The following is a 21,807-nucleotide window of genomic DNA, read 5'->3' on the forward strand; positions in this document are numbered from 1 at the left end:
GCGCCGGGAGCGGTGCGGCCCGCCGGTATCCTGGCCGGGCTTCGGACCGATTGGACGCCATGCCGGAACTCCGCCCCGTCACGCTCGCCGTGCTCACCGTCGACCCGGGCGGGATGGGCGGCGGCGAGACCTACGCGCGCGCGCTCACGCGCCTCCTGGCGCCGCGGCCGGGGGAGGAGGGGCCCGCCGTGCAGGTGCTCGTCCCCGAGAACGCGCGCGGCTTCAGCGAGGGCGTGCCCGAGGTCGTGGCCGAGGGGGTCGTCAGCGGGGCGGGCCACCGCCGCCGGGCCGTGGGGATGCTCCAGGCGCTCCTGCGCACGCCGCGCCTGCGCCGGCGCCTCGGCCGGGACGCGGTGCTCTACTTCCCGTTCACGGTCCCGCTCCCGTGGCCGTCGCGGCGGCAGGGGCACGTGCAGATGCTGTTCGATCTGCAGCACCGCGACCTCCCGCACCTCTTCCCCCGCGTCGAGCGCGTCTTCCGCCGGCTCGCCTACGAGGCGACCGCTCGCCGCGCCGACGCGGTCATCACCATCAGCGCCTTCACCAAGGGGCGGATCGTCGAGCTGCTGGGCATCCCGGAGGAGCGGATCCACGTGTCGCATCTCGGCGTGGACACCCGGCGCTTCGTCGCGAATCTGGGCACACGCGAGGACTTCGTCTTCTACCCGGCGCGCGCCTGGCCGCACAAGAACCACGCCCGCCTGTTCGAGGCGGTGCGCCTGCTGCGGGAGGAGGGGCACGCCCTCCGGCTCGTGCTGACGGGAGGGGACCTGGACCGCCTCGGCCCGCTGCCGGACTTCGTCGAGTGGCGCGGCCACGTCACTCCGGAGGAGCTCGCCGACCTCTACCGCCGAGCCGCGGTGCTGGCGTTCCCGAGCCTCTACGAGGGCTTCGGCCTCCCGCCGATCGAGGCGATGGCGTCGGGATGCCCGGTGGCCGCCTCCGACGCGGGCTCGCTCCCGGAGATCTGCGGGGACGCCGCGGTCTACGTCGATCCGCTCGAGCCGCGCTCGATCGCGGACGGGATCCTCGAGGCGATCGAGCGGACCGGCGAGCTCGGCCCGCTCGGCGTCGAGCGTGCCCGGTCCTTCAGCTGGGAGCGCTGCCGGGAGGAGCACCTCGCCGTGCTCCGCCAGGTGGCGCGGCGGCGCGGGCGCTGAGGAGTCCGGTCAGTCCCGCGGGTGCAGGAGCCGGCGCCAGCTCAGTCCCTGGGCCGCGCGCATCGCGCAGAGCACCACGAGCAGCCAGCCGGCGTCGAGCAGGATCGAGCTCTCGGCCAGTGCGGTGACCATCAGCACGGTCAGCACCAGCACCGGCCAGACGTGCACGACCGCCTTGCGCTCGGAGGCGATCAGCCAGGAGCGCCAGAGCGCGAGGCCGATCAGCACGACGAAGAGGACCACCCCGACCGCGCCGACCTGCAGGGCCACGTCGAAGAGCGCGTTGAGGCTCGACGAGTGCGGGCGGCCCGAGAGGTAGTCGATGGCGGTGAAGGGGTAGAGGTCGGGCCGCCAGTAGCCCACCCAGCCCCAGCCGACGATCGGAGCGAGGTCCGTGAAGCGCCAGACCTGCTGCCAGAGCCGCAGCCGGAACTCGAACTCGCTGCCCGCGTTCAGCAGCTCGATCACCCGGTAGCGCAGGAGCCACACGGTGAGGGCGGCCGCGGCGGCGACGCCGAGCACCGCGAACTGCCGCCGACGGCGGTGGGTGCCGTCGCCGTGGCGCACCCAGCGCAGAGCGAGGGCGACAACGACGGCCACGGCGAGCACGCCCGCGCTCACGGCGGAGCGCGTGAAGAGGAGGGTGACCGCGGCGAGGGCGAGCGAGGCGACGGCCGGCCCGCGGGCGACGGAGCGGGTCATCAGCTCCACCGAGAACGTCACGATCGCCAGCAGGCAGACCAGCCCGAGCTGGTTGCGCGTGCCGACGAGTCCCTGGATCGGCCCGCCGACCGCGAGCAGGCCCTCCACGCCGAGGAAGCGCAGCGGCTGGTCGATCAGCACCCCCGAGAGCACCTCCACGGCCAGCGAGGCGATCAGCACGACCCGCAGCACGTCGCCGACCGAGCGGATGATCTGGATGATGTCGCGCGTGAGGCCGATCGCGATCGCCAGGAACGCCAGGGCGAACTGGTAGACGACGCTCGAGACCGTGGCCCAGGTGTAGTCGCTCCACAGCACGCTGAGCGCGATCCAGCCGAGGAACACCAGGATGCTCGTGGGCAGCAGGCCCTCCCAGTCGAGCCGCCCGCGCCGCAGGACGAGCATGACCGCGGCGAGGGCGGTGAGCGTGGCGACGGCGGCGATGTAGCCGGGCCAGCCGAGGAGCCCGCGGACCGCCGGGGCGCAGAGGACGGTGACGAGAGTGGTCTGCGCGAGGGCCGCCGCGAACTGCGGGGACGCCGTCGCCGACGCGACGGCGTCCCCGCAGTTCGCGGCGGCGACGGAGGCGGGGAGGGGGGGCGGGCGGGGGGGCCTCATCGCCTCGGGGAGGCGTCGGCGAGGGGGAGCGGGGTCGCGGCGAGGACCTCGGGCGTCTCGGTCGCCGGTCGCTTGGTCTGCACCGCGAAGAGGACGAGGAGCAGCCAGCCTCCCTCGATCAGGATCCGGCTCTCGAACAGCGACTGCGCCAGGAGGGCGACCACGATCAGCAGCGGAGCGAGGCTGACGGCCGTGTAGGGGAGGGTCGAGGTCGCGTCGCGCCGCGGGCGGTCGACCGCGCGGAACCAGGAGCGCCACAGCGTCGAGACGGCGAGCGCCGCGAAGAGGACGAGGCCGAACGCTCCGAGCTGGAGGGCGACGTCGAGCCAGGCGTCGTGGGCCTGCAGGTAGAGCACGCCCTTGCGCTCGGCGAGGGTGTCGAACGGGGCGGCCCAGGGAGCCCAGTAGCTGACCCAGCCCCAGCCGAGGACCGGGCGCTGCAGCGTGAGCGCGATCACCGAGTCCCAGATGTCGAGGCGGCCCGTGGCGTCCTCGCTCTTGCCGAGCAGGCCGAGGAGGGCGCCCCAGCCCGCGGCGCCTCCGGCGACGGCGGCCACCGCCAGCCCCGCGGCGGTCAGGTAGACGGGACGGCGGCGGGACTCGCCCCTCCGGCGAGCCCAGAGCGCGAACGCGGCCGCGAGGACGACGGCGACGAGGCAGAGCAGGACGGTGGCCGAGCGGGTGAGCAGGAGGGTCGCGACGAACAGGGCGACCCAGACCGCTCCCCAGCGGCGCCGGACCGAGTGGGCCGCCAGCTCGATCGCGATCACGATCAGGCCGAGCAGGGCGAGGAAGCCGAGGAGGTTGCGGTTGCCGACGATCCCCTGGACGGGCTCGCCGGTGAAGAGGGCTGCCTGCGACCAGTAGAAGGCGTCGGGCGTCGGTCCGTCGGCGGGAGGCTCGACGCCGAACGGCAGGACGGGCTGCCGCACGACGACCGCGATCACGAGCTCGAAGAGGAGCGAGAGGCCGACGGAGAGGCGCAGTGCCCGTCCGAGAGCCGTGAGCAGTTCCCGGCTGCTCAGCGTGACGGCGAGGACGACGCCGCCGAGCGTCGTCGCGAGCTGCGCCGTGACTCCGATCGCGCTCGCTCCCGGATAGGCGGACCACAGCAGCGAGAGCACCGCGAGCCCGAGGAAGAGGACCAGCGACTTCGGCGTGCGGGCCCAGCGCGGGCGGGGGCGGGCGCGGACGAGCACGGCGATCGAGGCGCCCAGGAGCAGCGCGACGACGACGCCCCAGCCCCACCATCCGGCGAGGTTCCGCAGCGACTGGCCGGCCAGCAGCACGGCCAGCACCGCCACCGCGAGCGCTCGGGGAGCGGCGGGGGCGGCGCGTCGGATCATGGCGACCAGTCTAGGGAGCGGGGGCGGCGCGGCGGCGTGCCGGGCGCGCCGCCGCTCGCTCCCCGGCCGGGGCGTCCCCTCGGGGAAGACGGCTTGGACGGGAGGCTCAGACGAACGCGGCGGTGCCGGTGATCGAGCGGCCGACGATCAGCGTGTTCATCTCGCGGGTGCCCTCGTAGGAGTAGAGGGCCTCCGCGTCGGCGAAGAAGCGGGCGACGCCGTAGTCGAGGACGATGCCGTTGCCGCCCATCACCTCGCGGCACCAGGCGACGGTCTCGCGCATCCGGGCCGTCGCGTAGGCCTTCGCGAGGGCGGAGTGCTCGTCGCGCTGCTCGCCGGCGTCGAGCATCTCGGACACGCGGGTCGCCAGGGCGATGCTGGCCGTGATGTTGCCGATGCTCTTGACCAGGAGGTCCTGCACCAGCTGGTGCCCGACGAGCGGCTTGCCGAACTGCACGCGCTCCTTCGCGTAGCGCAGCGCCGCGTCGTAGGCGCCGATCGCGACGCCGATGGCCTGCCAGGCGACCTCGGCACGGGTGAGCCGGAGCACCTTCGCGGTGTCGCGGAACGAGTTCGCGCCCTGCAGGCGCAGCGACTCCGGGACGCGGACGCCCTCGAGCACGATGTCGGCGTTCTGCACCGTGCGCAGGCTCTGCTTGCGCGCGATGGCGGTGGCGCGGTAGCCCGGCGTCGAGGTGGGGACGAGGAAGCCCTTCACCTGGCCGTCCTCCGCGTCCTTCGCCCAGATCACGGTCACGTCGCTGAAGGTCGCGTTGCCGATCCAGCGCTTCTCGCCGTCGAGGATCCAGTCGTCGCCGTCCCGGCGGGCGGTGGTGCGCAGGCCCTGGGCGGAGTCGGAGCCGGAGTGCGGCTCGGTGAGGCCGAAGGCGCCGACGACCTCGCCCGAGGCGAGCTTCGGCAGCCACTCGGCGCGCTGCTCCTCGGAGCCGGCGACGCCGACCGTGCCCATCACCAGGCCGTTCTGCACGCCGACGTAGGTCGCGATGCCCGCGTCCACCCGGCCCAGCTCGAGTGCCACCCAGCCGCGGAACACGGCGGAGTTCTCGATCGCGCGGGTCTCGGGCCAGGAGAGGCCGATGACGCCGGTGGCGTGGATCCCGGGGATCAGCTGCCGCGGGAACTCCGCGCGCTCCCAGTACTCGTCGGCGATCGGCCGCACCTGCTCCTCGAGGAACGCGCGGACGCCGACCAGCAGCTCCTTCTCGGCGGGCGTGAGCGCCGCCTCGAACCCGTAGAAGTCGGCCCCCAGGGTCTCGAAGGTCGTGCTGTCCATGCTCTGTGCTCCCTCGCTCGTCGGATGCGGCACGGCGACCGCTCCGACGGCGACAGTGCTGCGACTCCCAGCGTACGAAGCGCGCCTGCGAGTGCCGCGTCCTCTGGCGGAGAGCACCAACAGGCGGGCCCTCCTCCCGGGCCCGCGTTGTGGATCCTGCTAGCGTCGCAGCGGAGCGGCCCCGGCGCGTCCGGCTGAGCGGCTCGGACCCACCCCTCGGACGGAAGGCCAGCGCTCCCGTGTTCATCCCGATCGGCAACACCCCCCGCGACTACGCCTGGGGCTCGCTCACCGGCATCTCGGAGGCCCTCGGCACCGCGCCCTCCGGCGCCCCCGAGGCCGAGCTCTGGCTCGGCGCGCACCCGGGCTCGCCCGCGCGCATCCTCGACCCCGCCTCGGTCGGCGCCGGCACGCTCGCCGAGTGGATCGGCGAGCACCCCGAGGCGGCGCTCGCCGGAGTGGAGGGGTCGGTCGATCCGGTCTCGGGCGCTCCCCGTCTGCCGTTCCTGCTCAAGATCCTCGCCGCGGGCGGGCCGCTGTCGCTCCAGGCCCACCCCTCGTCCGAGCGGGCCCGGCGCCGGTTCGTCGAGGAGGAGGAGGCCGGCATCCCGCGGGACGCCGCCGATCGCAACTACAAGGACCCGTTCCACAAGCCCGAGCTGATCTACGCGCTCAGCGAGAGCTTCGACGCGCTCTGCGGCTTCCGCGAGCCGGCGGACGCCCGGGCGCTGCTCGCCGAGCTGGCCGGGCGCGCCCCGGCGGAGGAGGCGGCCGCGATCGCGCGGTTCGCCCGGACGCTCGAGGGCGAGCCCTCGGAGGTCCTCCGCGGCGCCCTGTCGTGGCTGCTCGCCGACGGCGACCGCGCCGAGGTCGCCGCGCTGGTGTCCGCGGTCGTCGCGGCGTCCACGGGCGACGACCGCCTCGAGACGACCACGGTCCGGGACCTGGCCGAGAGCTACCCGGGCGACCCCGGCATCGTGCTCTCGCTCCTGCTCAACCGCGTCCGCCTCGCCCGCGGCGAGGTGCTCTACCTGCCTGCAGGCAACATCCACGCCTACCTCGCGGGCACGGGCGTGGAGCTGATGGCCGCCTCCGACAACGTGCTGCGCGGGGGCCTCACGCCCAAGCACATCGACGTGCCCGAGCTGGTGAGCGTGCTGGAGTTCTCGCCGCTGCCCGTGCCCTACCTCCCGGCCGAGCAGGCCGGACCGGGCGTGCGCGTCTACCGTCCGGACGTCCCCGACTTCGTGCTCGCCGTCGTGCAGCCGGCGTCGGAGGAGCCGGCCCGCGTCGCCCTGCACGGGCCCGCCATCGCGATCGCGACCGAGGGCTCGTTCTCGCTCGAGGGCGCCGAGGGCTCGGTCCGCGTCGAGCGCGGCGGCAGCGTGTTCGTGACCCCGTCGGAGGGCGCTCTCGCCGTCACCGGACGGGGCACGCTCTTCGTCGCGACGGTCTGACCCCTCCAACGACCCGGCCGCTCAGGCGGCGAAGGTGCGGCGGTAGGCCACCGGCGTGGTCCGCAGGACGCGCGTGAAGTGGTGGCGCATCACCGCGGCCGTGCCGAAGCCGACCCGCGCGGCGACCGCCTCGAGGGTCAGCTCCGTCTCCTCCAGCAGCACCTGCGCCCGGAGGAGGCGCTGGCGGGTGAGCCAGGCGAGCGGAGTCGTGCCGAGGTCGGCCCGGAAGCGGCGCGCGAAGGTGCGGGGGGCCATCAGGGCCCGACGGGCCAGCGCCTCGATCGAGAGGTCCTCGTCGAGGTGCTCCAGCATCCACTCGGTGACCTCGGCCAGCGAGTCCGCGCGCGCCTCGGGAACGGGGGTCCGCAGGTACTGCGCCTGCCCGCCGTGGCGCTGCGGGGGTACGACCATCCGCCGGGCGACGACGCTCGCCGCCGTCGCGCCCAGCTCCTCGCGCACCACGTGCAGCGCCGCGTCGATGCCGGCCGCGGTGCCCGCGCTCGTCACGATGCGCCCCTCCTGCACGTAGAGGACCTCCGGGTCCACCGTGACGGAGGGGAAGCGCCGGGCGAGCTCCGCGGCGTGCATCCAGTGGGTGGTCGCGCGCCGACCGTCGAGCAGGCCCGCCTGCGCCAGGGTGAAGGCCCCGCTGCAGACGCTGAGGATCCACGCGCCGCGCTCGTGAGCCTCGCGGAGGAGGTCGAGCACCCGCTCGTCGGCGGGCCCGCGGCCGTGGGCGGGGACGGCGATCAGGTCCGCGTCCCGGGCCGCGTGGAGACCATCGGCGATCAGCAGGTCGAATCCGAGGCTCGTGCGGACGGGGCCCGGATCGGGAGTGGCGATCCGGAAGTCGAGGGCGGGACCTCCGTCGGCGCCGCGGTCGATCCCGAACACCTCGCAGACGACCCCGAACTCGAACGGCGCGAGGCCGGGCAGGGCGAGGAGGGCGACGGAGCGGAGCACGACGGCAGGATATCGCGTCCCGTCGTCATCCGGCCTATCCACGCCGTCGATCCCCGCCGCTAGGGTGTCTTCCGGCGCGCGGAGTCGCGGGCCCGCACCGAGGAGGATCCACATGGCATGGCTGGTCACCGGGGGAGCCGGGTACATCGGGGCGCACGTGGTGCGCGCGTTCTCGGAGCAGGGCATCGACCCCGTCGTCCTCGACGACCTCTCCTCGGGGCACGCGTCGTTCGTGCCCGAGGGCGTCCCGTTCCGCCAGGGCTCGATCCTCGACGAGGCCCTGCTCGACCGCGTGCTCGCCGAGCACGACATCGAGGGCGTCGTCCACGTCGCCGGGTTCAAGTACGCCGGAGTCTCGGTGCAGCGCCCTCTGCACACCTACGAGCAGAACGTCACCGGCACCATGCGCGTGCTGGCGGCGATGGAGCGCGCCGGGGTCTCCTCGATCGTCTTCTCCTCGAGCGCTGCCGTCTACGGCGCGGTCGACGTCGAGATCGTCACCGAGGACACCCCCAAGAGCCCGGAGTCGCCCTACGGCGAGTCGAAGCTGATCGGCGAGTGGCTGCTCGCGGACGCGGGGCGGGCGCACGGCGTCAGGCACGCCTCCCTGCGCTACTTCAACGTCGTCGGGTCCGGCTACCCGGACGTCTACGACACCAGCCCCCACAATCTCTTCCCCCTCGTCTTCGAGGCGCTGCTGGACGGCCGCACGCCCCGGATCAACGGCGACGACTACCCGACACCGGACGGCACCTGCGTCCGCGACTACATCCACGTCGCGGACCTGGCGCTCGCGCACGTCGCCGCGGCGCGCCGCCTGGCCGCCGGCGAGCCGATCGACCCGGTCTACAACCTGGGCAGCGGATCCGGGGCCTCCGTCGGGGAGATCATGCGCGCGATCGCCGACAGCACCGGCATCGCCTTCACGCCCGAGGTCGCCCCGCGGCGGCCGGGCGATCCGCCCCGCATCGTCGCCTCCGGTGAGACGGCGGCCCGCGACCTGGGCTGGGAGATGCGGCACACCGTCGCCGAGATGGTGGAGAGCGCCTGGCGCGCACGGAGCGCCGCGACGGCCTGATCGGATCTCACGTTCGCGACACGCCGGTGTGTCATGAACCCTCCACGGCGGGTTGAGGGTTTATGGTCCGCGACTTGACCTGAGCGAATGACACCGCTGTAATTACCTAGGCAGCGGCTCCGGGAGGAGCGGCCGCCGATCATCGGTTCGCAGGCGGGGTAGGAGACGGCATGACGCTTCCGGAACAGCACTCCGGAGTCCCCGAGGACTGGTTCGTCGATCCGGTCCGTCTGGGCGTGCCCGGGGTCCGACCCGGGATCGACACCGCGACCGAGGCGCCGGGGGGCGCGCTCTCCTGGCAGGTCGACTCGCTGTGCGCGCAGACCGATCCCGAGGCCTTCTTCCCCGAGAAGGGCGGCTCGACCCGCGACGCCAAGAAGATCTGCACCTCGTGCGAGGTCCGGGCGCAGTGCCTCGAGTACGCGCTCGAGAACGACGAGCGCTTCGGCATCTGGGGCGGCCTCTCCGAGCGCGAGCGCCGGAAGCTGCGCCGCCGGGCCTAGTCCCCTCCTCGCCGCGACCCGACCGACGGGGCGGCGAGCCGCAGGCGGGCGGCGCGGCGGCATCGCTTAGGGTTGTCCGCGATGTATCCACGAGTCACCGCCGTCCTCGTCGCGCGCAACGGCGCGGCCTATCTGGAACGAACCCTCGCGGCCCTGCGGGCGCAGACCCGTCAGCCCGACGCGACGGTGTTCGTCGACGGAGGCTCGAAGGACACGACCGACGAGCTCCTCGCGTCCTGGGGTCCGACGCAGCTCGTGCAGGTCGCCGAGCACCTCCCCTTCGGCCAGGCCGTGGCCCGCGCTGTCCGCGTGATGCAGCCGCCGGCCGGAGAGGACGAGTGGCTGTGGCTGCTCGCGCAGGACTCCGCCCCCGAGCCCGGCGCCCTCGCGGCGCTGCTGGGAGCCGTCGAGGTCGCCCCCTCCGTCGCCGTCGCCGGTCCCAAGATCATGGACTGGACGCGCTCCGGCTACATCCGCAGCTACGGCGAGTCGATCACCAAGCACGGCACGACCGTCCACCTCGTCGAGGACGAGCTCGACCAGGGCCAGCACGACTCCACGCCCGACGTCCTGACCGTCGCCGCCAGCGGCATGCTCGTGCGCCACTCCCTCTGGGAGGAGCTCGGCGGCTTCGACCCCGGCCTGCCGGTCGTCGACGACGCGCTCGACTTCTCGATCCGCACCCGGCTCGCCGGGCACCGGGTCAGCCGCGTGCCGGACGCCCGCGTCACCACCGCCCGCATCGGGCTGCAGCGCCCCGACGGCCGCCGCATCGACAGCGGGGAGCGGCGCCGCGCGCGCCAGCACCGCACCGCGCAGCTGCACCGCCGGCTCGCCTACGCGCCCGTCGCGCTCCTCCTCCTGCACTGGCTCTCGCTCGTCCCCCTGGCTATCGGCCGCGCAGTCGTGCGCCTGCTGCGCAAGCAGCCCGGGCTGGTCGGAGGGGAGCTGCTGGCGGCCCTCGTCGTCGCCTTCGGGGGGACGAAGGTGCTGCGGGCCCGCACCGTTCTCCGCTCGTCGAAGAACGTGGGCTGGAAGGCCGTCGCGCCGCTGCGCATCCCGCTGGACGTGGTGCGGCAGCTGCGCTCGGTGCGCCACGACGCCGTGCGCGTGCAGGCCGGGCGGGACCGCCATCCGCTGCACTTCTTCCAGGGCGGGGGAGTGTGGGTCGTCCTCATCGCCGCGCTCGCCGGCCTGGTGGTCTACACGCCGCTCCTCGCTGCTCCCGCGCTCAGCGGCGGCGGTCTGCTGACGCTCTCGCCGACCGTCGGCGAGCTGTGGCGCAACGCGGCCTACGGCTGGCGCGACCTCGGCTCGGGGTTTATCGGCGCGGCGGACCCGTTCGCCGCCGTCCTCGCCGTGCTCGGCTCGCTGACCTTCTGGTCGCCCAGCTACTCGATGGTGCTGCTCTATCTCGTCGCGCTCCCCGCTGCCGCCCTCGGCGCCTGGCTGATGATCGCGCGGCTCACCCCGCGCGCGACCGCCCGCGCCGCCGGAGCCCTCGTCTACCTCCTCGCTCCCGCCTTCTTCGCCGCGCAGGCCGACGGGCGCCCCGCCCCGCTGCTGGTGCACGTGCTGCTTCCCTGGCTCTTCTTCGCCGGGTTCGGCGCGTACCGCTCCTGGTCCGCCTCCGCGAGCGCCTCGATCCTGGCTGCGGCCGTCGTCGCGTGCGCGCCGGTGCTGGCCGTGCCGCTCCTGGTGATCTGGCTCGTCGTCGTCGCCACCTCGGGGCGGCGGATCGGCCGCTTCCTCGGCCTGCCGATCCCCGCGGCCGTCCTCCTCTTCCCGCTGGTGGTCGCCCGCGCACCGCGGGGCGACTGGCTCGGCGTCCTCGCGGATCCGGGCGTCCCGCTGCCCTCCGCGCAGTCGGACCTCGTCGCGCTGCTCGCCGGCTTCCCGGCCGGTCTGCCCGATGGATGGCTCGCGTTCCTCGGCGGTCTGGGGATCGGCGCCTCCGCCGCCCCGCTGGTCACGGCCGTGCTCGTCGTGCCGCTGATCGTCGCGGCGCTGGCCGCCCTCCTCCTCCCGAACAACCTCTCGGCCCTCGGCGGCGTCGGCGTCGCGGCGGCGGGTCTCGTGACCGCCTCGCTCGCCCAGGGCGTGCAGGTCGCGACCACCGGCTCCGAGGCGGTCTCCGTCTGGAGCGGCACCGGTCTCAGCCTCTACTGGCTCGGCCTGGTGATCGGCGCGTCGCTCTCGCTCGCCGCCGTGCGCTCGGTGCGCGTGGTGCCGGCGCTCGTCGTCACGGCCGCGGCGGCAGCACTAGTCGGTCCGCTCGTGGTGGCCTTCCCGACCGGCGCCGGCACGTCGGTGTCGACCACGTCGGACCGCTCGCTCCCCGCCTACGTGGCGGCCGAGGCCCGGAACGACCCGCGGGTGGGCACGATCGTGCTCGTCCCGCAGGCGGACGGCGGCGTCCTCGCCCGGCTGGAGCGCGGAGCGGGCGCGACCCTCGACCAGCAGTCGACCCTCGCGAACACCGGCGCCGAGAGCACGGACGCGATCGACGAGCTGGCGGGCAACCTGGTTTCGCGGACGGGCTACGACGTCCCCTCCGCGCTCGAGAGCCTCGGCGTGCGCTTCGTCGTGCTGACCGAGCCGGCCGGCACCCAGGTCGGCGACGCGGCCGCCGCCGTGCGCGCGCGGGCGGCCGTCTCCCTCGACGGCAACGCGGCGTTCTCGGCCGTCGGCGACACCCGCTACGGGCTCCTCTGGACGGCCGTCGACACGGAGGGGACCCGCACCGAGGCCGCTCCGTCCGGCGTGGTCGGACCCTTCGGGATCGCCTACACGATCGCCCTCCTCCTCGTCTTCGTCGTCGCCCTCCTGCTGGCGGTGCCCACCGGGCTCTCCCTCGAGCGGGGCCGCTCCAGCGGCGCGGTCGCCGGGATCGACGACGAGCCGGGCGAGGCCACCGGCCAGTTCGACGACGGGAACGACGATGTCTGACCCCGCCGACCAGGAGAAGCAGATGCCCGAGTCCTCCGCCCGCCGCTCCCGCGCGGAGCGCCGCGCCGATCGCGCCGCGGCCTCGACGCCCGATCGCGCACCCTCGGCCGCCCGTCGGCGCCGGACGGCCCTGCGCGGTGCGGTGGGCGCGGCCGGAGTCGTGATCGCCGCGGCCGCCGTGGTCGTGCCCCAGCTCCTCCCGTCCCCCCTGGTCTCGAGCGCCGCGGAGGGCGTCGTCGTGACGCCCGTCGCGGCCGACAGTTCGCTGGTCTGCGGCGGCGATCTGATCGACGCCGGAGAGCCGGAGCAGCTGCGCGCCCTCGACGGCGCGGCGACCGCGGTCCGGCCCGAGGGCTCCACCTCGGACCCCACGGTCCTCGACGAGGACGATGTCGCCGCACCGGGCACCGGCATCACCGGTCTGAGCGTGCCCGCGGGCTCCGACCCCGCTCCCGGTGGAGCCACCGTCCAGGCCATCGGCACGGACACCCTCTCCGGACTGTCCGCCCGCGCCTGCGCCGAGCCCTCGGCCGACAGCTGGCTCGTGGCCGGCTCGACCGACGTCGGGCGCACCTCCGTGCTGATCCTGGCGAACCCGAGCGAGGTCGCCTCCACCGTCGACCTCACGCTCTTCTCCGAGACCGGCACCGTCCAGGCCACCGGCGCCACGGGCATCGTCGTTCCGGCCGGAGCGGTCCGCGCGCTCCCGCTCGCGGGCCTCGCCCCCGGGGTCGTCCAGCCCGTCGTGCATGTGACCGCTCGCGGCGGCGAGGTCGCCGCGAGCATGCAGAGCAGCGCCATCTCCGGCCTCACCCCGGAGGGCGTCGAGACCACCGGCCCCTCCGCCGGCCCGGACACGCTCGCCGTGATCGCCGGCTTCACCGTCACGTCGCCTCCGGCCGAGACCGCGAGCGACGACGGCAGCGGTGGCGCGGGCAGCCCCGTGCTGCGCATCCTCACCCCCGGCGACGCCGACAGCACGGTCTCGGTCGAGGTCACCAACGAGGACCCGAGCGGGTCGGGCGCCTCCACCCAGGTCGTCGTCCCCGCCGGCCTCGTCGGCGAGGTCCCGCTCACGGGCCTGGCGGACGGCTCCTACCGCATCGTCCTGCGGGCCGATCAGCCGATCGTCGCGGCGGGGCGGACGACCTCGACCGGCTCGGCCGGCACGGACTTCGCCTGGTTCGCCTCCGGCACCGCGACCACGACGCCCTTCGGCGTCGCCGGCACGGGCGAGGGCGACGCGCGGCTGCACCTGGTCAACGGCAGCGACTCGACCGCCTCGGTCGAGATCGAGGCCCCGGGCGGCACCCGCACGCTCGAGCTCGGCCCGTTCGCGGCTCTCGCGACCCCGCTGGACGGCGACGGCGCGGTCGTCAGCAGCACCCAGCCGGTGCAGGCCTCGGTCTCGATCGCGCGCGACGGGCGGATCGCCTCGTACACGATCGTCCCGCCGGGACCGCTCTCCTCGCCGATCACGGTCTACTCGCACTGAGACGCGGGGCGGCGGCGCCTCGGCGGTGCCGGCGCCTCAGAGCTGCCGGCGCATCAGGGGTGCCGGTAGCGGTCCGGGGAGATGTCCCACGGGTCGCGGCCGAGCAGCTCCGCGACGGCGCGGAACACGTAGCTCTCGATCAGCATGCGCTGGTGCCACTCGTCGCGGCGGTGCAGCTTCGCCAGGCGCTCGATCGGCACGCGGTAGAGCGTGATGCGGCGCGCGGCGTGGTCGACGCGCCACCGCGCGATGCCCGTGCCCTGCAGCCGGTCGGGGTCGACGTCGGGAGTCGCCGCGACGTCGACGCGGATGCCGGCGAGCTCCTCCGGCCAGGTGCCGCGGAGGTAGTCGAAGGCCGAGCCGATCGTCGCCTCGAAGAAGTCGGAGCGGGTCTGCAGCAGGGGGAGGTGCGGACCGGTGATCGGCCCTCGTGCGCCGCGGCCGTGCCGGTCGCGGGAGCCTCCGCGCGACCCGCTCGTCGGGCGAGCGGCGGAACGACGAGCACGGGGCATGGCTCCAGCCTATTGCTACTGTGGGCGGCGATGACCGGACGGCACTGCTCGCGGACGGGCTGCCGCGCGCAGGCCGTCGTCACGCTGACCTACGACTACCGCGACTCGCTGGTGGCGGTCGGGCCGCTGAGTCCTGCGCCGGATCCGCACGGCTACGACCTCTGCGCCGAGCACGACCGGCGGCTCCTCGTCCCGCGCGGCTGGGAGACCGTCCGCTACGGCGCGGGGCCCGCCTAAGCCGCTGCCGCGCGCGTCAGGGCCGCTCGGGGAAGCCGCGCGGCGTGCTCGAGAGCACGGGGGCCAGCCGCTCGAGGCGCTGGTCGGACAGGAGCAGGGCGCGCTCCTCCCGCGCCCGGCGGAGTGCGGCCACGGCGAGGAGGAAGTCCTCCGCGGGCGCGGCGGGCAGCGGGGAGACGTGGACCGCGGTCTCGTCGGCCAGCGCGGCGGCGAGCTGCGAGCGCGACGGCTTCGTCATGCCGTGGCGCTGACGGAGGAACTGCGCCAGTCGGCGCGCCAGGGCGTCGGGGAGGCGCGCGGTGTCCGCTGTGACGGCCCAGCCCCGCAGCGGCTCCGGGATCTCGACGACCAGCGGCTCCGCGCGGGGAACGCGCTCGAGCTGGCTGTGCGTGCCCGCGAGGACGTCGCCGAGACGGCGCGATCGGCGCGAGAGGAGGCCGACGACCGCGGCGAGCCCGCCGAAGGTCATCAGGATCTCGAGGACGCCGGTGAGGCCGCGCACGAGGGCGTGCCGGAAGCCGATGGAACCGCCGTCGTCGCGGACGACGCGAGCGCCGACGGTGAGCTTCCCGAGCGAGCGGCCGCGACTGGCCGTCTCGACGGTGACCGGCACGATCACCACGGCGATGACGAGGGCCGCGATCGCCACGGCGGCCGAGGCGGCGGGGTCCAGGCCGCCGTCCCCGGAGAGGGAGGAGACCAGCAGGAACAGGCCCAGCGCGAGCAGGAGCTCCGCGATCAGGTCGATGATCGCGCCGACCGCGCGGAGCACGAACGAGGTGACGGGCACCTCGAGCGCGATCGCCTCGCCGGTGACCAGGTCGGCGTCGTCGAACTCGGTGCGCTGCTCCTCCACGGTGCTCCTCCCGGATGCTCGGCCTCGGCGGCGTGCCTGGCTATCCTGTCAGGAGATGGACATCGACGCTCTCTCGGCCGCCCGCACTGCGCAGTGGACCCGCCTCGACGAGCTCTCGCGCAGGCGCCGCCTGACCGGAGCCGAGGCGGACGAGCTGATCGAGCGCTACCAGGCGGCATCCGCGGACCTCGCCACGATCTCCTCCACCGCCGGATCGACGGCCGTCGGCACTCGGCTCGCCGTCTCGCTCTCGCGGGCTCGGGGACGCCTGACCGGCACGCGAGACGAGCCGCTCGCCGCGGTCTCCCGCTTCGTCGTCCTCTCGCTCCCGGCCGCTCTGCACCGGCTGCGCTGGCTGACGCTCGCCGTCGCCCTCGCGACCGCGGTGGTGGCGACGCTCTACGCGCTCTGGATCCTCGGCGACCCGCGCCTGCTCGCCGCGCTGGGCGACGACGAGGAGCTGCGGCGCTTCGCCCGGGGCGACTTCATCGACTACTACTCCGAGAACCTCGCCGCCTCGTTCGCCGGGCAGGTCTGGACGAACAACGCCTGGATCGCGGCGCAGTGCGTGGCCTTCGGGATCGTCGGCGTCTACGTGCCGTACATCCTGCTGCAGAACGCGCAGAACCTCGGCACGTCGATCGCGGTGATGTTCCATGTGGGGGAGGGCGACACGTTCTTCCTCTACATCGCGCCGCACGGACAGCTCGAGCTGACGGCCGTGTTCGTCGCCGCGGCCGCGGGCCTGCGGATCTTCTGGGCCTGGATCGCTCCCGGCGCGCGCACCCGCGGCCAGGCGCTCGCCGAGGACGCGCGGAGCCTGTTCACGGTGGCGATCGGCCTGGTCTTCGTGCTGCTCGTCTCGGGCGTGATCGAGGGGTTCGTCACTCCGGCACCCTGGCCCTGGTGGCTCAAGATCGGGATCGGGGCGCTCGCCCTCGGCGCGTTCCTCTTCTACATGATCGTCGTCGGCGGGCGCGCGGTGCGGGCGGGGGAGACGGGCGACCTCGACCGGTTCGAGGCCGGGTCGCGGAGCATCGCGGCCGGCTGAGCCGAGCCGGACGAGCGCGGCCGTCGGAGCGGGGCCGTCGATCAGCGCTCCCGGGACCGACGACGGCCCCTCTCGCAGGTCAGAGCCGTCCGGCCGCCTTGAGCGCGAGGTAGCGGTCCGCGAGCGCCGGCGGGAGCGCGGAGGGGCTGCCGAGCACGACGTCCCCGCCGAGACGGCGGACGGCGGCCGAGAGCCGGTCGACGTCCGCGAGCGAGCGCTCCGCGGCGGCGGCGGAGTAGACCGCGGCCCGGTCGCTCCGGTCCTCCGCCATCCGCTGCAGCTCGGGGTCGAGCGCGCAGGCGACCACGACCGTGTGCACGCGGGTGAGCTGCGGGAGCACCGCGAGGAGCCCCTCCGCCGAGCCGACCGAGTCGAGCGCGGTGAGCAGCACCACCAGCGAGCGCTGGGAGGCCAGGGTGCGCACCTGCGCGGGCACCGCCGCCCAGTCGGTCTCGATGAGCTGGGGCTGCACGGGGGCGAGGGCGTCCACGACGCGGGTCAGCACCTCCGTGCCGGTGGCGCCGTGCACGCGGGCTCGCCGGGTGCGGTCGAACGCGAGCACGTCGACCCGGTCGCCGGCCGAGGCCGCGAGGGCCGCCAGGAGGAGCGACGCCTCGATCGCCGTGTCCAGGCGCGGCTCGTCCTCGATCCGTGCGGCGGACGTGCGGCCCGTGTCGAGCACGACGATCACGCGCCGGTCGCGCTCCGGGCGCCAGGTGCGGACGACCGGCTCCCGGCGCCGCGCGGTCGCCCGCCAGTCGAGCGAGCGGACGTCGTCGCCGCGGACGTACTCGCGCAGGCTGTCGAACTCGGTCCCCTGGCCGCGGATCATCACGCTGGTCCGCCCCTCCAGCTCACGCAGCCGCGCCAGGCGCGAGGGCAGGTGGCGGCGGGAGCGGAAGGCGGGCAGCACCCGGACGACGGCCGGCGCGGCCCGCGTCGCCTGGCGGCCGGCCATCCCGAGCGGCCCGCGGGAGCGGATGGTGACGTGGAGTGCCCGGCGCTCGCCGCGGCGGATCGGCTCCAGGACCGTGGTCACCGCGCGGCGCTCGCCCGGCGGCAGACGCAGGGGCGACCGGGTCTCGAGGGCACCGGCCAAGGGCTCCCAGGCGTCGCGGAGGACCCCCGTGATCCTCCTGCGGCCGGTGCTCGTGACCAGGAGGGTCGCCTCCGCCCTCTCGCCGAGCCGCACCCGGTCCGGCACCCGCCGCTCGAGCACCACGGCCCGGGGCGAGCCCGCGACCGCGACGTCGATCCCGACGAGGACCGCCCAGGCCAGGAGCCAGAGGCCGAGCACGGCGAAGGCGACCTCGGGGCGGCCGCCCAGGAGGACGACCGGCACCAGGCCGACGAGGAGGACGAGGACGCTGCGTCCGGTGAGGTGCACGGCTCAGACCGGGACGCGGACCTGCTGCAGGATCCCGCCCAGGACGGCCTCGGTGCGGACGCCCTCGAGCTCCGCCTCCGGCTCCAGCTGGATGCGGTGGCGCAGCACGGGCAGGACCATCGCCTGCACGTGGTCGGGGGTGATCGAGCCGTAGCCGTTGAGCCAGGCCCAGGCGCGGGACGCCGCGAGCAGGGCGGTCGAGCCGCGGGGGCTGGTGCCGAGCTTGACGCTCGGGCTCTCGCGGGTGGCGCGGGCGAGGTCGACGATGTAGCCGAGGACGTCGGGACCGGCTCCGACTCGCCGGGCCGAGGCCTGGGCGGCGCGCAGACGGGCGGCGTCGAGCACGGGTCGCACGCCCGCGGCGTCGAGGTCGCGCGGGTCGAAGCCCGCGGCGTGGCGCGAGAGCACCTCCACCTCGACGTCGCGCGGCGGGATGTCGAGCACGAGCTTGAGCAGGAACCGGTCCAGCTGGGCCTCCGGGAGCACGTAGGTCCCCTCGTACTCGACCGGGTTCTGGGTGGCGGCGACGAGGAACGGGTCCGGCAGAGGCAGGGTGCGCCCGTCGACGCTGACCTGGCGCTCCTCCATCGCCTCGAGCAGCGCGGCCTGGGTCTTCGGCGGCGTGCGGTTGATCTCGTCCGCCAGCAGGAGATTCGTGAAGACCGGGCCCTCGCGGAAGGCGAAGCCGGAGGTGGAGGCGTCGTAGACGAGGGAGCCGGTGATGTCGCCGGGCATCAGGTCCGGCGTGAACTGCACCCGGCGGGTGTCGAGGCCGAGCGAGACGGACAGGGCGCGCACGAGCAGCGTCTTCGCGACTCCGGGGACGCCCTCGAGCAGGACGTGGCCGCCCGCGAGGAGGGCGATCAGGAGCCCGGAGACGGCGCCGTCCTGGCCGACGACCGCGCGGCCGACCTCCGAGCGGACCCGGTCGAGCTCGGCGCGCAGGTCGTCGTCGGAGACCGGCGCTCCGTCGCGGGCGGAGGGGGTGGTGTCGCTCATCGGGAGGGGCCTTCCGGTCGTCGGGCGGTCGTCGGGGAGAGGGCGGCGCGGAGCGCGCTCTCGAAGCGGAGGAGCTCGTCGGAGGCGGCCACGAGGGCGGCGTCGTCGCCCGGCAGGTCGTCGACGAGCAGCCGGCGCAGCGCGGCCTGATCGCGGCCGAGGCGCTCGGCGGCGACGGCGACGATCTCGTCGACCCCGGTCGCCGGAGCGAGTCCCAGAAGCGCGGCCGTCCGCCGGAGGGTGCCGATGCGCAGTGCGTCGAGGGCGCGGGGCCGCAGGGCTCCGCGCGCGTAGAGCCGCGCGCGGCCGCGGGCCGTCTCGCTCGCATGCACGACGACCGGCAGCGGCTCGACCGCGAGCGGGCCGAGCCGGCGGCCGCGCCAGACGGCGGAGGCGACGAACACGGCCACCAGCAGCAGGAGAGCCGGAGTCACCCAGCCGGGGGCGAGGTCGGCGGGTGCAGGGGCGGTGCTCGCCGAGTCGGCGGCTCCGGCGCGGTACCAGACCAGCCGGTCCTCACCGCCGAGCAGTCCGAGTGCGAGAGCGGCGCGGCCGTCCTGGCCGATGGTGCCGTTGCGGAGGAGGTCGGCGTCGCCGATCGCGGTGACGTCGGCGCCCTGCGGGAACCCTGTGCTCACGAGCAGGAAGCCGTCGTCGCCTGAGGGGAAGCAGCCGACCGCGTCGCCGTCGTCGAGGATCCGGTACGTGCTCCCTCCGGCGGGGAGCGTCCCGGCGCGCTCGGCCGCCGGGAGCGGGCACTCGGCGCGGAAGGGGCCGTCGCCGGCCGGGGAGCCGGCGAAGCGGACGTCCGGCAGCAGGGCGTCGAGCGCGGCTCCTCCCGGGGTCACCAGGACGAGCGAGGCCGAGGCGCGGGCGAGCCGGCGGTACTGGGCCTCGTCGAGGGCCACGTCCGGGTCGTCGACGAGCAGTGTCGCGTCCGGGGAGGAGGCGGCGAGAGCGGAGTCCAGGTCGTCGGCGCGGACGACCTCGACGCCCTGATCGCGCAGCACCTGGGCGAGCGCGCGGGCGCCGTCCGGGGTCGCGCTGTCGACGTCGAGGTCCGGGGCGACCACCCGGGTCCCGGTCGCGACGGTGAGCAGCAGAGTGCCGACCGCGACGATCACGAGCAGGAGCACCCACACCCGTCCGCGGCGCAGCAGCGCGCCGAGGGTCGGGCTGGAGACCGTGTCGGCGCTCACCGGGGCGCCGCCAGGGCGTCCAGGATCGGCGAGGCCGCGGCGAGCTCGCGGTCCAGAGCCGCGACCCGCTCGTACTCGGCCGGGCCGCAGGGCTGCCCGAGGTAGCGCACGCGGTCGAAGTCGTCGGCCGTGCGGCGCAGCGCGGCGGCGGAGGAGGGGAAGGCCGCAGAGGCGCGCGACGCCAGGCCGAGCGCGGTCGTGCCGGGCGAGACCCGCAGGACGGTCCGCTCGTCGAGGGAGCGCACCAGGGCGCGGAAGCGCTCGACGAGCGCCTCGTCCCAGTCCCCGCGGGCGGCCGCGGCCTCGGCGAGCGAGCGGAGGATCGCGGCCGAGCGGGTGTCGTCGTCGGCGAGCACCGCTCCCGTGACGGTGCTGCGGCGACCGGCGCGGGGCCGTCCCGCGATGACGAGCGCGGCGACCACGAGCGCCACCAGCACCAGCACGCCGATCACGGCGGCGATCGGCACCGGCGGGCCGTCGCCCTGCAGCGTGAGGGAGGCGAACCAGTCGCGCACCGCCTGCACCACCCGGTCGAAGAGGGTCGGCTCGGCCGCCCGGTAGCGCGGGTCGGCGAGCTCCTCGAGGAGGAGTCGGCGCGCCTGCTCCGCGTCGGGCTCGAGAGGGGCCGCGGCGAGGATCACGGGCGCTCCGGCACGGGGAAGGGATCGGGGGAGGGGCGGCCCGCCGCGCGCTCCTCGACGTGGCGCATCAGCACCAGGTCGAAGCCCTCGCGGCGCATCCGTCGGTCGAGGTAGACCAGGCCCGTCACGGCCGACTGGAGCACGGTGCCGACGGCGCCGATCACGAAGCCCACGGCGACGGAGGCGATCGTCACCACGAGCGAGGTGACGAGCTGCGCGTCCGGGTCGGTCGGGGCGATCAGGGCGCCGGCGATCGGGATGAGCAGGCTGAACGGCGTGGCCACGATCTGGCCGGCGACCTGGATGATCACGGTCATCAGCGCGAGCGCGCCGAAGGTGCGCCAGAAGCCGCCCGCCACCAGCCGCCAGGAGCGCGCCACCGCACGGCGCAGCGGCAGCCGCTCGACGACGATCAGGCTCGGAACCAGGGCGAGCTTCGTCGACAGCCAGACCCCCAGCGCGAGGGCGACCAGGCCGGAGCCGACGAGTACCAGGATCCCGCCGACGATCGCGCTCGACGTCCCGTCCATCGCTCCGATGACGAACAGCGGCACGGCGAGCGCCACGGCGAGGAGCACCAGGAGGAGGTAGCCGACGCCCTGCAGGACCGTCCAGCCGATCAGCGCCCAGAAGCGGCCCCGCAGCCGGGCGAGCAGCTGTCGGAAGGTCGCCCGCTCGCCGAGGACGCCGCGGGTGACCTCGAGCACGACCACGCCCTGCACGAGGGCACCGCTGGCGAGCGAGACGGCGAGGGGGATGAGGGCGGCCAGGACCACGACCGCGAGGGAGCCCGCGCCGACGGCGTCGCGGTCGGCGGACTCCGCCTGCGCGATGCGCCCGACGGCGAGCACCGCGATCAGGCCGTAGACCGCCAGAGCGAGCACCGACCCGAGGCCCTGCACCAGCAGGGCGACGCCCAGGGTCGTGCGGGGGCTGCGGCGGAGGACCTGGAACGGGGCGCCGAGCAGGGTGCCGAAGCCGAGCGGGCGCAGCGGCACGAGACCGGGCTTGGGCGGGGGAGTCCAGCCGGGCGCTGGGCGTCCGGGCGACCAGGGGCCGGCGCCGGCGGGCGACCAGGAGCCCCCGGCGGGACCGGGTGGTACGGGGCCTGCGCTCGGCGGCGCGGGCGACCAGGCCGGGGCGACGGGAGCGGGCAGCGGCCTGCGCCGGTCGCCGTCCTGCGCCGGGACGGCCGCGTCGTCCGGACGCCCTGCGGGCGGGGGCCACTGAGCTGCGTCGGTCATCCCCTCCATGCTGTCACAGGCGTGCGGGCGGGGTCCTCCCCCGAGCGGACCCCCTTAGCCCGCAGAGCCCGCTCCCCGCCCATGGAGAGGTGCGTCGGTTAGCCTGGGTCGGGTCA

19 protein-coding genes are annotated in these 21,807 nt (G+C 75.1%); 8 read left to right on the plus strand and 11 right to left on the minus strand.

Annotation, left to right across the window (positions count from 1 at the left end):
* The first annotated feature begins 59 nt into the window (after positions 1-59).
* Positions 60-1,160 carry a glycosyltransferase family 1 protein gene (locus C5C56_RS02610; protein ID WP_104246673.1) on the plus strand — a complete coding sequence of 367 codons (1,101 nt, stop codon included), beginning with the start codon at positions 60-62 and terminating at the stop codon, positions 1,158-1,160.
* A 9-nt stretch (positions 1,161-1,169) separates the two neighbouring features.
* On the opposite strand, the gene C5C56_RS02615 is transcribed toward C5C56_RS02610, so the two are convergent.
* From C5C56_RS02615 to C5C56_RS02625, 3 genes are all read right to left on the minus strand, one after another.
* Entirely contained in the window at positions 1,170-2,480 is a 1,311-nt protein-coding gene (locus tag C5C56_RS02615; protein ID WP_104319061.1) for an O-antigen ligase, read from the minus strand.
* Complete coding sequence (locus tag C5C56_RS02620; RefSeq protein ID WP_104319062.1) at positions 2,477-3,826, minus strand: O-antigen ligase; 1,350 nt, start codon at positions 3,824-3,826, stop codon at positions 2,477-2,479. Before C5C56_RS02620 ends, C5C56_RS02615 begins: the two co-directional genes overlap by 4 nt.
* A gap of 106 nt (positions 3,827-3,932) precedes the next feature.
* Positions 3,933-5,120: an acyl-CoA dehydrogenase family protein gene (locus tag C5C56_RS02625; RefSeq protein WP_104255244.1), complete on the minus strand. Its 1,188-nt coding sequence runs from the start codon at positions 5,118-5,120 to the stop codon at positions 3,933-3,935.
* A 239-nt stretch (positions 5,121-5,359) separates the two neighbouring features.
* Between C5C56_RS02625 and manA the strand changes: the two genes are divergently transcribed.
* Complete coding sequence (manA, locus tag C5C56_RS02630; RefSeq protein ID WP_104246670.1) at positions 5,360-6,577, plus strand: mannose-6-phosphate isomerase, class I; 1,218 nt, start codon at positions 5,360-5,362, stop codon at positions 6,575-6,577.
* Between the two features lie 21 nt (positions 6,578-6,598).
* Here the strand turns inward: manA and C5C56_RS02635 are convergent, their stop codons facing one another.
* Positions 6,599-7,540, minus strand: coding sequence for a GlxA family transcriptional regulator (locus tag C5C56_RS02635; RefSeq protein WP_104246669.1), 942 nt, complete (start codon positions 7,538-7,540; stop codon positions 6,599-6,601).
* A gap of 112 nt (positions 7,541-7,652) precedes the next feature.
* Between C5C56_RS02635 and galE the strand changes: the two genes are divergently transcribed.
* The 4 genes from galE (at position 7,653) to C5C56_RS02655 (ending at position 13,565) form a co-directional block, all read left to right on the plus strand.
* The gene (gene galE, locus C5C56_RS02640; RefSeq protein ID WP_104246668.1) at positions 7,653-8,618 is read left to right on the plus strand and encodes a UDP-glucose 4-epimerase GalE; all 966 of its coding nucleotides are present in this window, start codon (positions 7,653-7,655) and stop codon (positions 8,616-8,618) included.
* Between the two features lie 170 nt (positions 8,619-8,788).
* Entirely contained in the window at positions 8,789-9,121 is a 333-nt protein-coding gene (locus tag C5C56_RS02645; RefSeq protein WP_104224145.1) for a WhiB family transcriptional regulator, read from the plus strand.
* Positions 9,122-9,202: 81 nt separating this feature from the next.
* On the plus strand, positions 9,203-12,070 hold the full coding sequence (locus C5C56_RS02650) for a glycosyltransferase family 2 protein (protein ID WP_104319063.1): 2,868 nt from the start codon (positions 9,203-9,205) through the stop codon (positions 12,068-12,070).
* Entirely contained in the window at positions 12,063-13,565 is a 1,503-nt protein-coding gene (locus C5C56_RS02655) for a DUF5719 family protein (RefSeq protein WP_146076848.1), read from the plus strand. Before C5C56_RS02650 ends, C5C56_RS02655 begins: the two co-directional genes overlap by 8 nt.
* A gap of 53 nt (positions 13,566-13,618) precedes the next feature.
* Here the strand turns inward: C5C56_RS02655 and C5C56_RS02660 are convergent, their stop codons facing one another.
* On the minus strand, positions 13,619-14,077 hold the full coding sequence (locus C5C56_RS02660; protein WP_104224142.1) for a metallopeptidase family protein: 459 nt from the start codon (positions 14,075-14,077) through the stop codon (positions 13,619-13,621).
* 30 nt (positions 14,078-14,107) lie between these two features.
* Here C5C56_RS02660 and C5C56_RS02665 point away from each other — a divergent pair, with 30 nt between their 5' ends.
* Positions 14,108-14,314 carry a DUF3499 family protein gene (locus C5C56_RS02665; RefSeq protein ID WP_104224141.1) on the plus strand — a complete coding sequence of 69 codons (207 nt, stop codon included), beginning with the start codon at positions 14,108-14,110 and terminating at the stop codon, positions 14,312-14,314.
* Between the two features lie 16 nt (positions 14,315-14,330).
* Here C5C56_RS02665 and C5C56_RS02670 read toward each other — a convergent pair whose 3' ends face one another.
* A complete protein-coding gene (locus tag C5C56_RS02670; RefSeq protein WP_104319064.1) occupies positions 14,331-15,170 on the minus strand; it encodes an RDD family protein in 840 nt (279 codons plus the stop codon).
* A gap of 55 nt (positions 15,171-15,225) precedes the next feature.
* Here C5C56_RS02670 and C5C56_RS02675 point away from each other — a divergent pair, with 55 nt between their 5' ends.
* On the plus strand, positions 15,226-16,221 hold the full coding sequence (locus C5C56_RS02675; protein ID WP_104319065.1) for a stage II sporulation protein M: 996 nt from the start codon (positions 15,226-15,228) through the stop codon (positions 16,219-16,221).
* A 79-nt stretch (positions 16,222-16,300) separates the two neighbouring features.
* Here the strand turns inward: C5C56_RS02675 and C5C56_RS02680 are convergent, their stop codons facing one another.
* The 5 genes from C5C56_RS02680 to C5C56_RS02700 are packed head-to-tail and all read right to left on the minus strand — an operon-like array spanning position 16,301 to position 21,691.
* A complete protein-coding gene (locus C5C56_RS02680; protein ID WP_104319066.1) occupies positions 16,301-17,608 on the minus strand; it encodes a DUF58 domain-containing protein in 1,308 nt (435 codons plus the stop codon).
* Positions 17,609-17,611: 3 nt separating this feature from the next.
* On the minus strand, positions 17,612-18,607 hold the full coding sequence (locus C5C56_RS02685; protein ID WP_104224137.1) for a MoxR family ATPase: 996 nt from the start codon (positions 18,605-18,607) through the stop codon (positions 17,612-17,614).
* Positions 18,604-19,806, minus strand: a complete 1,203-nt coding sequence (locus C5C56_RS02690) for a DUF4350 domain-containing protein (protein ID WP_104297199.1) — start codon at positions 19,804-19,806, stop codon at positions 18,604-18,606. Before C5C56_RS02690 ends, C5C56_RS02685 begins: the two co-directional genes overlap by 4 nt.
* Positions 19,803-20,447, minus strand: a complete 645-nt coding sequence (locus C5C56_RS02695) for a DUF4129 domain-containing protein (protein ID WP_104319067.1) — start codon at positions 20,445-20,447, stop codon at positions 19,803-19,805. The genes C5C56_RS02690 and C5C56_RS02695 overlap by 4 nt, the downstream gene beginning before the upstream one ends.
* Complete coding sequence (locus C5C56_RS02700) at positions 20,444-21,691, minus strand: hypothetical protein (protein WP_146078410.1); 1,248 nt, start codon at positions 21,689-21,691, stop codon at positions 20,444-20,446. Before C5C56_RS02700 ends, C5C56_RS02695 begins: the two co-directional genes overlap by 4 nt.
* Positions 21,692-21,807: the final 116 nt, after the last annotated feature.

The sequence above is a fragment of the Rathayibacter sp. AY1D1 genome (assembly GCF_002932635.1).
Lineage (GTDB): Bacteria > Actinomycetota > Actinomycetes > Actinomycetales > Microbacteriaceae > Rathayibacter.